Genomic DNA, 13,853 nt, shown 5'->3' with positions numbered 1-13,853 from the left:
TGCCAAGTTTCTTGAGAGTAAACTACAATGCCGCCTGGTTCAACAAAAAGTACAATAGAGGCCTCTATCGGGGCCCGGATCAGAAACCTGCGCAACAAAAAACAACTGAAGCTCAATGATTTGTCTAAAGCAACCAACTTATCAAAGGGATTGTTGAGCAAGATTGAAAACGGTAAGGTTTCTTCACCGGTTTCCACCCTGGCCTTGATAGCTGAAGCGCTTGGCGTCAACTTGAGTGTCCTTGTCGATGATGGGGTTGATCAAGCACCCTGCGCTTATGTGCTGGTAAAGAAGAAGGACCGGGTTCGTCTGAACAAGGAGCCGGCAACGTTTGGTCTGTGCATGGAGATGCTGGCCCAGGAAAAACCAAACAAATTGATGGAACCCTGCGTCCTGTATCTGGAATCGGGGCGAACTGAGCCGGTACTTTTCGTGCATCCCGGAGAGGAAATGGTCATTGTTTTACAGGGGACGATGGAATTTACCTATGGTGAGGATATGTTTCTGATGGAAGAAGGAGACTCCATCTATCTCGATGCAACGGTTCCCCACGGCGGTCGGAATGTTGCGGATACCGAGTTGAAGTTATTGATGGTTATCTGTGAAACCAACGAAAGACCAAAATTTTGATAACCTGTCGTGCTGCTGCCTCGTCAAGCTCGACAATACCGGCCCTCCTTATGGTTCAGCATTTCATTCTTCCGTTATCACTCTACCGCTATCATCACCGATCACCGTGACAACCGGATAACAAACTTTGGTGAAACAGGAACTTGGCAGACATGAGAGAAAGCGAAAAAGCTGTATGTCGTCCAAAAAATCAATAGAAATAGTATTCATTATCAGGTAGAATAGACGCCATTATGGGTTCTGTCTTCGCAATAAAGAAATACGCCATCCATGATGGTCCGAATATCCGGCTGACCATATTCTTCAAGGGCTGTCCGTTGCGGTGCTGGTGGTGTCACAATCCCGAGGGCCTGGAAAAGGAATTATCGGTTATCTGGATAAAGGATAAGTGTATTGGCTGTGGTGAATGTCTCACCGCTTGCCCCACCGGCAGCCTCAAAATGGTGAGTACGGGGATCTTGCGGGATCTCACCACCTGTGAGCAAAACCGGGCATGTGTTTCCGTTTGTCCTGCTTTGGCCCATGAGGCCATCGGCTGGGAGGCAAGCGTCGAGGAGATCATCTCTGAAATTGAAAAGGACACCCCGTTTTACGACGAATCGGGCGGCGGTGTGACGTTCTCCGGGGGTGAGCCGTTGATGCAGCCGGAATTCCTGCTCGAGCTGCTCCGTCAATGCGGCCGACTGGACATTCATCGGGTGGTCGATACGTCTGCTTTTGCTAAGACCGAATTACTGCTGCAGGTCGCCGAACAGTGTGAGCTCTTCCTGATCGACCTCAAGCATATGGATCCTGAAAAGCACAAAATCTACACCGGTGTTGATAATGGCCTGATACTTGAAAATATCAGGACTCTGGCCCACAGGGGTGTGCCATTCCGGATACGGATTCCCCTGATTGAAGGGGTTAACAGCGATCAGAAAAATCTGCGTCTGAGCAGTGAATTCCTTGCCGGTTTGCCTTGTCCACCCGGCGTAGACCTTTTACCTTATCACAATATAGCCGAATCGAAATATCGAAAAATGAACCGGGATTATCCGGCGGTGCAGTTTCAACCATCTGGTCGGGAAAAAGTAGCGGCATGGGCGGAAATGCTAACTGACCGGGGACTACACGTTCGCATTGGGGGATGATGAAATGAATCACAGAATTGAAAGGCTGAGAACGGCCAGTTTTAAAGCGCAGCCGTCGATTTCCATAGAACGGGCCCTGCTTGAAACCAGATATTACCAGGAGCATGCCGGCAAATATTCGCTTCCTATCACCAGAGCCGGTTTCTTCAAGTATATCTGCGAGAACAAGACGATTTACATCGGCGAAGACGAACTCATCGTCGGCGAGCGGGGCCCCGCCCCGAAGGTCGTCCCCACCTTTCCCGAACTGACCTGCCACAGTGCCGAAGATCTGCGAATCCTGAGCAGCAGAACCATGACCGGCTATCACGTCGACGACGCGGATATCGCTGAATATGAAGCCAAAGTGATCCCATACTGGCAGGGAAGATCGATGCGGGAACGAATTTTCGGAAAGGTTCCGGAGAACTGGCGGAAGGCCTATGAAGCCGGATTGTTCACCGAGTTCATGGAGCAGCGGGCGCCGGGGCATACCGTTCTGGACGGCAGCATCTACGCTAGCGGCATGAAAGACTACCGCCGAAGGATTCAGGCCCATATCGGCCGACTCGATTACCTGAACGATCCCGAAGCATCGGATAAATATGAAGAACTAACCGCAATGGATATCGCCTGTGAGGCGGTCATCATTTTTGCCCGGCGTCATGCCGAGCTTGCCGAACAACTGGCCAGCGAAGAGAGCGACCGGCAGCGCCGCGAAGAATTGCTGCACATCGCCGAGGTCTGCCGGTGGGTACCGGAACATGCTCCGCGCACGTTCCACGAAGCCCTGCAGATGTACTGGTTTGTTCATCTGGGGACCATCACCGAACTCAATGGCTGGGACGCCATGTCCCCGGGGCACCTCGATCAGCACTTGTTCCCGTTTTATCAGCAAGATCTGGCCGATGGACTTCTTGACCGGGACAAGGCGAAAGAGCTGCTTGCCTGCTTCTGGATAAAGGTAAACAATCACACCGCGCCGCCCAAGGTTGGCGTTACCGCCAAAGAGAGCGGCACCTACAATGATTTCACCCAGATCAATCTCGGCGGCCTCTTTAAGGACGGCTGTGACGGCTGCAACGAAATCTCTTATATGGCTCTCGAGGTTGCCGACGAACTGCACCTCCTGCAGCCGCAGCCAAGTGTGCACATCAGTACAAAAACGCCGGATCGATTTCTGTTGTCCGCCGCTAAAGTGATTCGCAAAGGGTACGGCTATCCGTCGGTATTCAACACCGACATGGTTGTCATGGAACAGATTCGTGCAGGAAAGAGCGTCGAGGACGCCCGCGAAGGAGGAACCAGCGGCTGTATCGAGACCGGAGCTTTCGGCAAAGAAGCCTACATTCTTACCGGCTATCTTAATGTGCCAAAAATATTGGAAATTACTCTGAACAATGGAGTCGATCCCCTCAGCGGAGAGCTGGTCGGCATCGAAACCGGAGATCCCCGGACCTTTGCAACCTATGAAGATCTCTATGCCGCCTTTTGCCGTCAACTGGAATACGTCGTCAACCTTAAGATCGAAGTAAACAATTATATCGAACGGATGTACGCCAAGTATTGCCCTGCCCCGTTTCTGTCCGTGGTTATTGCCGATTGCATTGACAAGGGCAGAGACTATTACGACGGCGGTCCGCGTTACAATACCAATTACATCCAGTGTTGCGGAATCGGCACGGTCACTGACAGTCTTTCTGCGATTAAAACCCACATCTATACTCAGAACATCCTGAGCTGGGATGAGTTGCTGAAAGCTCTTGCCGAAAATTTTGCCGAAGCGGAGCCGCTGCGCTTGAAGCTGTTCAACAAGACGCCGTTTTTCGGCAATGATGACGACCGGGCCGACACCATCATGCAGCAGGTCTATGAAAGTCTGTTTGCTGCCATAGACGGCAAACCCAACACCAAGGGTACCGGATATCACCTCAACATGCTGTCGACAACCTGTCACGTCTATTTCGGCAAGATGCTGGGTGCAACCCCCAATGGCCGCTTTGCTTACATGCCGGCCTCGGACGGAACGTCGCCCTCTCATGGTGCCGACCGGAACGGACCGACTGCAGTTATCAAATCGCTTGCAAAGATGGATCAGGTCAAATCGGGCGGCACCCTGCTCAATCAAAGGTTCCTGCCGAGCGTCCTAGCGTCGGACAACGATCTGAAAAAACTCGCCGGACTGATCCGCACCTACTTTCGCTTGGGAGGGCATCATATCCAGTTCAACGTGGTCGATACCAAAACGCTGCGACTGGCTCAACAGCAACCGGACGATTATCGAAATCTCCTGGTGAGGGTGGCGGGCTACAGCGATTATTTCGTCGATCTGGACGAGGCGCATCAGGAGGAAATCATTCTCAGGACCGAGCAAGAGACAGTCTGACGTCCCCTTTATATAACTCCCATGACTGCGCGACACAACGAACGATGAAAATCGGCGCCGTGGTCGGCAGGGCCGGCCTCTCCTACTCAGGGAAGGCCGGCTTTTTTAGTCCTGGTTTCCTGAAAAATGATTGAACCGACAATCAGGAACAGGCCGATAAAGGTTGTCAGGTGAATCTCTTCACCGACAACGAGATGAAGGAAAAGCAGGGAAAGAAAGGGTGAAATATAGACCAGATTGCCGATTCTGACGGTGGAACTGCTGAGTTGCAGTGCGGTCAGCCACAGCACGAAGGTGATACCCATCTCGAAGAGGCCGATGTAGACGAGAGGTACCGCGGCGACCGGTGTCGGCAGCTGTATCCCACCAAAGATCGGGCTGCACACAACAATATAGAGCAGGCCGAAGACAAACCCCAAAAAGAGCTTCACCACTGGATCGACGCGGTCCCGGGCGCTGAGTAACCAGAAGACCGCCCACAGCAGCGTGGAGCTAATTGCCAAGACGACGCCGAAGGTACTGACCTCGCCGAAGCTCAAGAAGCGGCCCTTGGTGGCTATCACCACGGCGCCGAAAAAGCTCACTCCGATCGAGACGACCTGCACCCTGGTGAGTTTCTGCTTGAGCAGCGGGACCGACAAGACCGTCAGGGCAAAAGGCCAGCCGTAATTGAGCGACATGGCGATTTGACCGGGGAGCATGGCGTAGGCTTTAAAAAGAACGAGGTAGTAGCAAAAGGGGTTGATAAAACCGAGTAGCGCGGCCAGCGCCCATGATTTCGGAGGCAACCGGGCGACATCGACGAGTTTCCCCTGAAACAGCAGGATGGCAAAGAGCGCCACGGTGGAAACCAGAGCTGAGTAGAACAGAAGAATATACGGCGTAACGTATGCCAGAGCGATCTTAAAGGCCGAAGCCGCTGTCCCCCACAAGATCACGGCAGTGATGGTCAGAAGAAAAGCCTTTGTCTGATTGGTCATCACCTCTCCAAAATGCGTGTGCCGGAGACAGAGGCAGCCCTTACCTATCCCCGGATCCTGTGCACCCAAAGGAGCCTGTCATCCTCGTTATCGCGCTTAGCAACACTAAGCCAGGGACAGCTCCGTGCCGATCCCTTTCTCAAGGCCCTTCCTGAAAACAAGGTCGGCACTGACGAGATCCTGCACGGCAACGCCGACCGATTTGAAAACCGTGATCTCGTCTTCGTTTTCTCGGGCAGCGACTCTACCCGTTACTACCTCGCCAAGTTCACCGTGAATATGGTCAGCGGTGATAAGTTTTTTCTCAAGCGGCCCAAGAATATCACCAGCCTCCGCCAAGCAGCCGTCCCGCTGATCGACGACGATTTTTGCTCTGATAATGGTTTCCGGCGGTATTTCAACCATATCAGGTTTGTAAGCGCCGACCGCATTGATGTGTGCGCCGGGTTTCAAGAAGGCATCGTCAAACACCGGTTGCCGCGACGGAGTCGCGGTGCAGACCACGTCAGCCTCCTGAAGAATGGCCGGTGATGCGGCGACCAGGACTTCGATATTGAGGCGCTCTCTCATTTTGCCGGCGAACGCCTCTGCTTTTTCGGTCAGCAGGTCGAAGACGTACGCCCTGGAGATCGGTCGCACTGTGCAAATCGCTATGAGTTGGGTTTCCGCTTGGAATCCGGTACCTATGATCGCCGCTGTCCGTGAAGATTCCCTGGCAAGAAAGGAGGTGGCCAGGCCGGAAACGGCGCCCGTTCGCATGGCGGTAATGGCTTCACCGTCCAATATGGCGAGAGGCACGCCGGTAGAGGAATCGAAAATCGTCATCAAGGCGTGGATCATAGGCAGCCCTTTTTTGGGATTGTCTATGCAGTTGGTAAGACTCTTCACCCCAACCCTGTTGATGGTGGGCATGTACACCGGCATGAACAACGCATTGGCATTGTCCGGGAGCATCTCCAGGCGGGACCGTACCGGCATGACCACTTCTCCATCGCTCAGCGAGCTGAAAGCGCTTTTCATGGCTTCTATACAATCTTCCATGGTCAGCAGGGCGCGTATGTCGCTTCCCGAAAAAAAACGTATTGTGCTGTCTTTCATGACGACCTCAAAAACTTAAAAAGTCTGTCTCGTCTGAAGTGTTTGACAACCTACAAACGAGGTGGTGGTAGCGTAAAGAGGTAACAGATCTCGAGCGCAGCTCGTGTGCCGAAAATGAGAGTCTTACTTCGAATAAAAGGCAACCGCAATATCGACACCGTTGATCTCAAGAGCTGCGAACTGCTGGCAGAAGGCTTGCCAAGAGCCGTTTCCGGCCTGCCTTCTGAGACTGGCCGGAAACGGCGGGATTACTCTCAAGGCCGATAAATCGTTCAAGGAATATGTTCAGTTCACCAAGGATTGGGCCAGCCCTTTTTACTTGCAGTCCTCGACAGGACACCAAACATCATCGCCGTTAAAAATGCAAAAGGCGAATTGGTCGTTATGCCGGCAAGAAAAAAAGCGAAGCACAGGACCGCAAAGATTGTGCAATAGAAATTCATAATGCGTTACCACGGTGTTCCCATAATATAGTGGGGCAGGAACAGAGACAGCTTCGGGAAGAAAACCGTCACAAACAGTACCGGCACCCAGCAGAGTACGATAAACCACAGGCATGGTTTCATCATCTCGTCGATGGGAGCACCCCCTAAGCGGCCAGACAAGTACAGGACAGGTGCAGCGGGCGGGGTAATGCAACCAAGCCCGGTATTGACGCCGACAATCGCAGCGTAATGGATCGGATTGAACCCCAGTTCCAAGATGATCGGCATCAGGATCGGGGTGGTCAGCACAACGACGCTGATATCGTCCATCAGCATGCCCATGAGTACCAGGAAGAGGTTGATCATGAACATGATGGCCATGGGATCGCTGGAAACAGCGTAAAACAGCGCAAGCAAAACGCCCGGCAGATCTTCGAGAAGATAAAGACGGCTCAGCATTGCAACACTGTAGAGCATGACCATGATGACCCCGGTGGTGACCGCAGTCTCGACAATAACCTCGTAGGTGTTTTTCAGGTTGAGCCCTTTATAGACGAACATGCCGACGGGAATGGCATAAAATACCGCCATTGCCGAGGCCTCGGTGGTGGTCATAACACCGCCGTAGATACCTCCCAAGACTATGATCGGTAGCATCAGGGCCGGCAGGGCCAGCTTGCCTCTGGATTTGAGCAGTCGCACCCGATCGAGATTGGTTCGATGTTTCTTTTTGCCGATTTTAATCGTGGTGCTTTTACGGAGTAGCCACCAGCTGACCGTGCACAATAATGCTATCGTAATAAAACCGGGTACCACGGTGGCCAGGAAACAGGCCAGCACCGATTGGCCGCTGATCCAGGCGAATATAATCAGCGTGGCATTGGGCGGGATAAGCAGGCCCAGGAGCGACGCATTGGCCAAAAGTGCGGCCCCGACCCCCCGCGGATATCCTTCGGCATAAAACCTGGGAAAAATGATCGAACCGACACACGACAGTGTGGCGCAGGCAGCCCCGCAGATAGAACCGACAATCGCACAGGAGATGACGGCGACAAAGGCGAGACCGCTCTTGTAGTGACCGACAAAGACATCGACGAAATCAATCAGTTTCTCACCGATTCTGCCGCGCTCCATGATGCCCCCTGCCGCGATAAACAGGGCAATTGCAATCAGGGAGACCGAGTTCATCTGGGCATAGCCGTAAGGAAGCAGCTGCGTTGCCTGGTACCCTTCTCCAGCCGGGCCGCCATAAAAAATCAACCAGGCGGCGGACGCCATGAAACTTACCGGGACGGGAACACCGATGACCAGACAGAATATGAGAATTATCAGGGCAACGAAAATCATCCTTTTTTCCCCCCAAACAAGTCACGCAGGCTGATAACAAGATCTCTGGCGAAGTAATAAACCATGAACAACAAGCCCAGGAACACAGAGAGATAACCGATCCACATCGGTATCCTCCAGACGCTTGTCATGGGGATGGCGATACCGGTTCCCAGAGGACCCCGGAAACCGAACATGAAAAAATCATATCCGTACCAGGTGAAGAGAAGCGCCACGCAGACGGTAATAAAGTTCCGCACCACAACCAGGAATTTTTTGAGCGTGCCATCGGGCAGATAGGCGTTGACCAGATCTGCTGATACATGCGTACGGTTGTAGGCCCCTATTGCCGCGCCGATGAAATAGAGCCAGAAGGCAATGATTTTGACCCACTCCTCATAGCCATAGAGATTTCCTTCAAGGATATAGCGGAAAAAAGTGGCAACGCAGATAATCAGCGTGAGGATCGTGGCACAGAAAAAACAGATGACGGAAAAAGAGTTGATAATGATGCGGTCGAAGATATTTTTCGGCGTATCTACCGAACTTACGCATTCAGCAGAAGCGTCACAAGTATCTTCCATTTTAAAATCTGACACAAGGCGGCTCCATGGCATGGGCGCGACCGGGGACGAGTTCTCCCTGATCGCGCCTCATTGGTTAAACGCGTTGCAAAAGGGAAAGCATCACTTCGGTGCAAGTTCCTTGCGGAACTCATCCATCAGTTCCTTGGTCATGTTTTTCTCGAGTTGAGGCCAGGTGGTAGCACAGGCCTGCATAATGGGCAGCAGTTCCTCTTTGGTGTAGGTGTGGACTTCAATGCCTTTTTCCCGCATCAAATTCATGTAATGCTCGTCCACTTCTTTGGCTTTGTCAATACTGCTGGTGGTCGCTTCGGCGAGAACGCCGGCGATGATCTGCTGATCTTCAGGCTTGATCTGTTCCCAGGTCTTGCCGCTGATCATGTAATTGAGAACTTCGATGGAGTAATTGGTCATGTACCAGTGTTTCAGGACATCGCCGAGGGCGGTGTACGCTGCCGCTACCGGATAACCGTTGACGCCGTTGACTACGCCGGTCTGAATGGCTTGGTAAACATCGGCATACGGTACGGTCTGGGTTCTGTAACCCATGGCTTGGGCCGCGAGATTATAGACGTCCATGTTCGGAACCCTGATAAGAACTCCCTTCTCAACACCGGGAGTGAGGGGTTCATTGGCCGGTTTGGTGGTTCCGGTTCCAATCATGCCTTCAACAAAAAAACCCAGGAGCTTGACGCCGAGTCGTTCGTTGAATTCGTCCATTTTTTTGAAGAGCCAGCCATCTTGAGCAAAAACTTTTTTTGCATCTTCGTAGTCGCTGACGTAGCCGTTAATGTAGATCAATTCCATCCGCGGATCAAACTGACTCGGAACTGAAATACAAGACATGTCGATGGTACCGCGGATCTGCTCTTCATAAACCAGGGTGTAATCGCCGAGTTGGTTGGCGGGGAAAACTTTTACCTCGATGCGGCCATCCGTCTTTTCACCGATCTCTTTGGCAATTTTGTTCATCATGTCTGTTGCCGGGTGATCAGTTGCATTCTGACCGGCAAATTTCAGGATCATCTCCGGTTCAGCAAGCGCTGCGGTGGTGCCGAAAGCCAGCAGTGAACCCGCCAGAGCGAGACTTACGAAAGGTTTCAGTTTCTTTAACATGCTACACTCTCCTTTTTGTTGAGATTCCAAGGATTAGCTACTGCCTGATCTTGTTATCCGATACTCCGTTAGGTGCCTCCTTATCCTTTGATTTATCAATCAATGGGCCACAAAACAAACTATGTATCCCACACCATACCCCTGCTCGGCAGGAGTTGTATGTAGAAGACCAAAACCAGCTGGAACATGGCGGCTTATTCGGGTGAACCGAGCAAGCTCACGGGTCGATCCCCGGAATGCCGATACGACATCTGCGGGCACCGAGTGGTATCAATAATTCACCCTCACTGTCCAAAGCTTTTTTTACCATAGTCAATGATCGATGGCTACTTTGAAACAATGGATTTTTGTGTTTAAGAGCAAAGCAGACGCGATTAATGTGCACGGGTTATGTGCCCTTGAGGATTGACGACATTATGTCGACAATATCCACTTAACAATCCTCGGCTGACGAATCAAGTGTTTTGTTGTTCCTACCAGGAGGCCGTTTTTCGTTTCCCGTTGTAACTTCCCGTCATGGAGGAGATGAAAAGCGGAACGAAACGGGATCAAGGGGCGGCATTGATCGCCATGGATTACCGGTACGGTTGCCCTGCTGTCTGCGATTTTTCGCCGAAACAAGCCGGTTTGTTCGATCGGTGCAGAATGGCGCGCATCTCCTATCAGGTGGACAAGACGACGGAAAAGCGATATATCCTGTGGGTGCTCTGTCTGCTTGTTTGTCTTGCCCCACCCTGCTCTACATCGCACCGCCTCGGGCGCCGGAGCGATCGGAACCCTCTTGCAGGACCAGAAGAAAGATGCCAATAAACACCATGAATATCGGAAAGGCCGCAACTCCCGCTGGAAGCAACAAGCGAATAAAAGGAGAGCGGCAGAAACTTGTTTATCAGAGCCTGCGCAAAGAAATCCAAACTCTGGCTCTGCGACCCGGCGAAGCGCTTGACGAGACCACATTGGCACGGAAATTTAATACGTCACGTTCTCCCGTCAGAGAGGCGCTGATCAAATTGGCGGGTGACGGTCTGGTGGTAATGCTTCCGAACCGATCGACACTGGTAGCCTCTTTTGATCTCCTGCTACTGCCCAAATATCTCGATGCGCTGAGTCTTCTTCAGCGAAGCACTCACCATCTCGCGGCACTCAACAGAAGGGAGGACCACCTCGCCGCCATAAAAGAAGCGCAGTCGATTTTTTTGTCCTCAGTTGGAGAACAAAGTGCCACCGCCGCGATCGAGGCCAACCTGAAATTTCACCTGGCCATCAGTGAGGCTTCCGGTAATCCATATCTGACACATGCTTATAAAAGATTGCTCAATGAAGGTATTCGCATGCAGCACATGCACATCGAATATCTGGGCTGGACTCCGGATGAACCGGGTGTCATGGAACATCAGGCAATGATCGAGACTATTCAAGCAAGAGACCCGAATGCCGCCGAACAACTCGCGCGGAGTCACGCCGAACAATTCGACCATAAATTCATCCGGTTTTTATCTCATCGACTGTCTGAACATATTCAAATCAACTCGTATGCCGACAGGAAGACCGCCGATGCACCCCCGAAATAGCTATCCATAAGAACTGAAATCGCCACCTTTCCTTGGTACTACACTTGATTGTCAGTTCAAAGAGTGGCTTCCAGGCGGTCCAACCCCTCCATCTGCGGGAAAAGACCACAAACATTTTTACCTGAATGGATCCATGAAAATCGAAAACGAGGTGTGCTGAATGAATGTTCCAAGTATCTTCAATGACGTTATTGGCCCGATAATGCGAGGGCCTTCCAGTTCGCACAGCGCCGCTGCAGTCCGGATCGGCCGCATCGGTAGAGAGTTGATGGGAGGAACACCGCAGACTGTCCACGCCTATTTCGATCTTGCCGGCTCCTTGCCCTCCACCTATCTGTCCCAGGGATCGGACATGGGGCTTAGTGCCGGCCTGCTGGGATTCGATGCCGACGATGAACGGTTGGCAGACTACCGCAATGAGATACGCAAAGCGCAGCTCGAGCTGCACTATTTCACCGATCATTATCATGACCCACATCCCAACACGTATAACCTCAGGCTCAACAAAGACGGTGAAGAACATCGTCTCAAAGCTCTTTCAACGGGAGGGGGAATTATCGAGGTAATCGGCATCGATGACTTGGATGTGTCGTTCTTTGGCGATTGCTACGGCCTGGTGATCTGGTTTAAGAAAAGTCCGACGGCTCAAATCGACTCGCTTCTTGACGAGATGGAGGCAGTGTCCGTTTCATGGAATAAAGACCGCTCTTTAGCTGTAGCGCTCAGCCACTCTCCTTTCAGCGATGAACTCGTCGTCCGGATTAATGTTGAACCGTCTGTACTGGCTGTCCGGCGCTTGTCACCGGTAGTGCCGGTACTCACTCCAGGACAGAGCAACTTGCCCTTCACCACCGCTTCCGGGATGGAACGCTACGCCTCTTCAACCGGAATCACCGACCTTGCCGATCTCGCCATCGCCTACGAGACCGCACGAGGAGCGTTAACCGACCGGGAAGTGATGGAGATGGCGTCCCGGCTCGTGGTGATTATGGAAGATGGTATTAGCCGCGGACTCGAGGGCACGGTCTTCCGCGACAGAATACTTGACGCGCAAGCCGACAAGTATTCCCGCTCCCGGCAGCAGGGAGCGCTGCTGAATCTCGGTGTTCTGGATGCAATCATCCCCAACGTCGCCGCGGTGATGGAAGTTAAGAGCGCCATGGGAGTTATCGTGGCGGCACCGACAGCTGGATCGTGTGGTGGGCTTCCCGGATCGCTTATTGGTGTTGCCGCTGCCTGCAATCTGGATGCCGAAGCCAAAGCAAGAGGGCTGCTTGCAGCAGGTGTTATCGGCGTATTGATCGCCACCGCCAGCACATTTTCTGCCGAAGTGTGCGGTTGCCAGGCGGAGTGCGGGGTTTCCTCGGGTATGATCGCAGCAGCGGTAACCTCCATGCTGGGAGGCTCTTACCAAATCAGTCTGGCGGCCGCTTCTTTGGCCCTGCAGAATATTTTTGGTATGGTGTGCGATCCGGTGGCCAACCGGGTCGAAGTGCCCTGCCTGGGGAAAAACATACTGGCTGCCAGTAACGGTGTTTCCTGCGCCAACCTTGCGCTGTCGGGATTTGATCAGGTAATCCCCTTTGATGAAGTTGTTGCGGCCATGGATCAGGTGGGTCGCTCCCTACCCCACGAACTGCGCTGCACCGCCCGTGGTGGGCTGTCTATCACCCCGACGTCGAAAACCATAACCAAGCGGCTGCAGTCTCAATGATTTTAGATAACACCTCAGAATGAAAGATATCTTTGCGTCAGCATAATTCTTGCCTGATTTTTCAGAATAGCATATAGTCTATAATGGTTTAACCATTTCAGACTCATCTCCCTTGGATCACAGCGGCTACTTATGGGTGTTCATTTTCACAAAGCGAAGCAAAACAGGATCTACCAAGACGTTGTCGAACAGATTCAGAATGCTATTCTAGACGGCCAGATTGTTCCCGGCGATAAACTGCCTCCGGAGAGAGAATTGTGCGAGATGTTTCAGGCCAGCAGAGGGACGCTGCGGGAGGCGTTGCGTATTCTTGAGCAGAAAAGCCTCATCGAGATTCGTCTCGGAATGAACGGCGGCGCCTATGTCAAGGATGCAAATGCAGAATTGATGGCCGAGAACCTGGCCATCCTCATTCAATCACAAAATGTTTCACTGCGGCATCTTGCCGAGTTTCGCGAGGTTGTTGAAGGAGCGGTGGCCGAACTTGCCGCCGTCAGGGCGACTGCGACAGATAAAAGAAAGTTGGCGGATTTGATCGGCCAGGCTGCCGGCTACCGAGAACAGGGCCCGCACCTATGGGATAAATTCGTCCACATGGACGAGAAAATCCATATCGAGCTTGCCTGTGTTGCCGGCAACCCCCTCTACCGTTTTATCCATCACTCGATACACAAAAACATCCATCGATATTATGATACGCTTTTAATCGTCGGCAAAGATGAGATGGAGGAAAATTTTCGCGATCTCAGCGCCATCGTTGATGCCGTCGTTACCGGTGACGCTGAACGAGCCAAACGCTGTGCAGCCGATCATGTCAGAAGATTCAGCGCCTATATGGAACAAAAAAAGCGCCACACCCCAGATCGTTGAGCAAACAACCGGTATCGTTTGCAGTGGCGGCGGCCCCCTGC

11 protein-coding genes are annotated in these 13,853 nt (G+C 52.4%); 6 read left to right on the top strand and 5 right to left on the bottom strand.

Annotation, left to right across the window (positions count from 1 at the left end):
* Positions 1 to 27 precede the first annotated feature (27 nt).
* The 3 genes from BUC26_RS05155 to hypD all read left to right on the top strand — a co-directional run bounded on the left by BUC26_RS05155 (position 28) and on the right by hypD (position 4,128).
* Complete coding sequence (locus BUC26_RS05155; protein ID WP_073373912.1) at positions 28 to 630, top strand: helix-turn-helix domain-containing protein; 603 nt, start codon at positions 28 to 30, stop codon at positions 628 to 630.
* 233 nt (positions 631 to 863) lie between these two features.
* Positions 864 to 1,763 (top strand): glycyl-radical enzyme activating protein, encoded by a 900-nt coding sequence (locus BUC26_RS05150; protein ID WP_073373911.1) that lies wholly within the window; start codon positions 864 to 866, stop codon positions 1,761 to 1,763.
* Between the two features lie 4 nt (positions 1,764 to 1,767).
* On the top strand, positions 1,768 to 4,128 hold the full coding sequence (gene hypD, locus BUC26_RS05145; protein ID WP_073373909.1) for a trans-4-hydroxy-L-proline dehydratase: 2,361 nt from the start codon (positions 1,768 to 1,770) through the stop codon (positions 4,126 to 4,128).
* An 86-nt stretch (positions 4,129 to 4,214) separates the two neighbouring features.
* Here the strand turns inward: hypD and BUC26_RS05140 are convergent, their stop codons facing one another.
* From BUC26_RS05140 to dctP, 5 genes are all read right to left on the bottom strand, one after another.
* The gene (locus tag BUC26_RS05140) at positions 4,215 to 5,108 is read right to left on the bottom strand and encodes a DMT family transporter (RefSeq protein ID WP_073373907.1); all 894 of its coding nucleotides are present in this window, start codon (positions 5,106 to 5,108) and stop codon (positions 4,215 to 4,217) included.
* 105 nt (positions 5,109 to 5,213) lie between these two features.
* The gene (locus tag BUC26_RS05135) at positions 5,214 to 6,206 is read right to left on the bottom strand and encodes an ornithine cyclodeaminase family protein (RefSeq protein WP_084540464.1); all 993 of its coding nucleotides are present in this window, start codon (positions 6,204 to 6,206) and stop codon (positions 5,214 to 5,216) included.
* 449 nt (positions 6,207 to 6,655) lie between these two features.
* On the bottom strand, positions 6,656 to 7,978 hold the full coding sequence (locus BUC26_RS05130; protein WP_073373905.1) for a TRAP transporter large permease: 1,323 nt from the start codon (positions 7,976 to 7,978) through the stop codon (positions 6,656 to 6,658).
* Positions 7,975 to 8,556 carry a TRAP transporter small permease gene (locus BUC26_RS05125; protein ID WP_208609729.1) on the bottom strand — a complete coding sequence of 194 codons (582 nt, stop codon included), beginning with the start codon at positions 8,554 to 8,556 and terminating at the stop codon, positions 7,975 to 7,977. The genes BUC26_RS05130 and BUC26_RS05125 overlap by 4 nt, the downstream gene beginning before the upstream one ends.
* 87 nt (positions 8,557 to 8,643) lie before the next feature.
* The gene (dctP, locus tag BUC26_RS05120) at positions 8,644 to 9,657 is read right to left on the bottom strand and encodes a TRAP transporter substrate-binding protein DctP (protein WP_073373901.1); all 1,014 of its coding nucleotides are present in this window, start codon (positions 9,655 to 9,657) and stop codon (positions 8,644 to 8,646) included.
* Between the two features lie 815 nt (positions 9,658 to 10,472).
* Between dctP and BUC26_RS05115 the strand changes: the two genes are divergently transcribed.
* The 3 genes from BUC26_RS05115 to BUC26_RS05105 all read left to right on the top strand — a co-directional run bounded on the left by BUC26_RS05115 (position 10,473) and on the right by BUC26_RS05105 (position 13,812).
* On the top strand, positions 10,473 to 11,228 hold the full coding sequence (locus BUC26_RS05115) for a GntR family transcriptional regulator (protein WP_073373899.1): 756 nt from the start codon (positions 10,473 to 10,475) through the stop codon (positions 11,226 to 11,228).
* A 160-nt stretch (positions 11,229 to 11,388) separates the two neighbouring features.
* On the top strand, positions 11,389 to 12,942 hold the full coding sequence (locus BUC26_RS05110; RefSeq protein WP_073373897.1) for an L-serine ammonia-lyase, iron-sulfur-dependent, subunit alpha: 1,554 nt from the start codon (positions 11,389 to 11,391) through the stop codon (positions 12,940 to 12,942).
* A 132-nt stretch (positions 12,943 to 13,074) separates the two neighbouring features.
* Positions 13,075 to 13,812 (top strand): FadR/GntR family transcriptional regulator, encoded by a 738-nt coding sequence (locus BUC26_RS05105; protein WP_073373895.1) that lies wholly within the window; start codon positions 13,075 to 13,077, stop codon positions 13,810 to 13,812.
* Positions 13,813 to 13,853: the final 41 nt, after the last annotated feature.

Source organism: Desulfofustis glycolicus DSM 9705, from assembly GCF_900130015.1.
GTDB lineage: Bacteria > Desulfobacterota > Desulfobulbia > Desulfobulbales > Desulfocapsaceae > Desulfofustis > Desulfofustis glycolicus.
The sequence above is the reverse complement of the archived record's forward strand: the minus strand, read 5'-3'. Positions and strand labels throughout refer to the sequence as shown.

Bases quoted from the DNA above. Each gene is read 5' to 3' on its own strand.
- BUC26_RS05155 (WP_073373912.1), top strand. From the start codon at position 28: ATGCCGCCTGGTTCAACAAAAAGTACAATAGAGGCCTCTATCGGGGCC.
- BUC26_RS05150 (WP_073373911.1), top strand. From the start codon at position 864: ATGGGTTCTGTCTTCGCAATAAAGAAATACGCCATCCATGATGGTCCG.
- hypD (WP_073373909.1), top strand. From the start codon at position 1,768: ATGAATCACAGAATTGAAAGGCTGAGAACGGCCAGTTTTAAAGCGCAG.
- BUC26_RS05140 (WP_073373907.1), bottom strand. From the start codon at position 5,108: ATGACCAATCAGACAAAGGCTTTTCTTCTGACCATCACTGCCGTGATC.
- BUC26_RS05135 (WP_084540464.1), bottom strand. From the start codon at position 6,206: ATGAAAGACAGCACAATACGTTTTTTTTCGGGAAGCGACATACGCGCC.
- BUC26_RS05130 (WP_073373905.1), bottom strand. From the start codon at position 7,978: ATGATTTTCGTTGCCCTGATAATTCTCATATTCTGTCTGGTCATCGGT.
- dctP (WP_073373901.1), bottom strand. From the start codon at position 9,657: ATGTTAAAGAAACTGAAACCTTTCGTAAGTCTCGCTCTGGCGGGTTCA.
- BUC26_RS05115 (WP_073373899.1), top strand. From the start codon at position 10,473: ATGAATATCGGAAAGGCCGCAACTCCCGCTGGAAGCAACAAGCGAATA.
- BUC26_RS05110 (WP_073373897.1), top strand. From the start codon at position 11,389: ATGAATGTTCCAAGTATCTTCAATGACGTTATTGGCCCGATAATGCGA.
- BUC26_RS05105 (WP_073373895.1), top strand. From the start codon at position 13,075: ATGGGTGTTCATTTTCACAAAGCGAAGCAAAACAGGATCTACCAAGAC.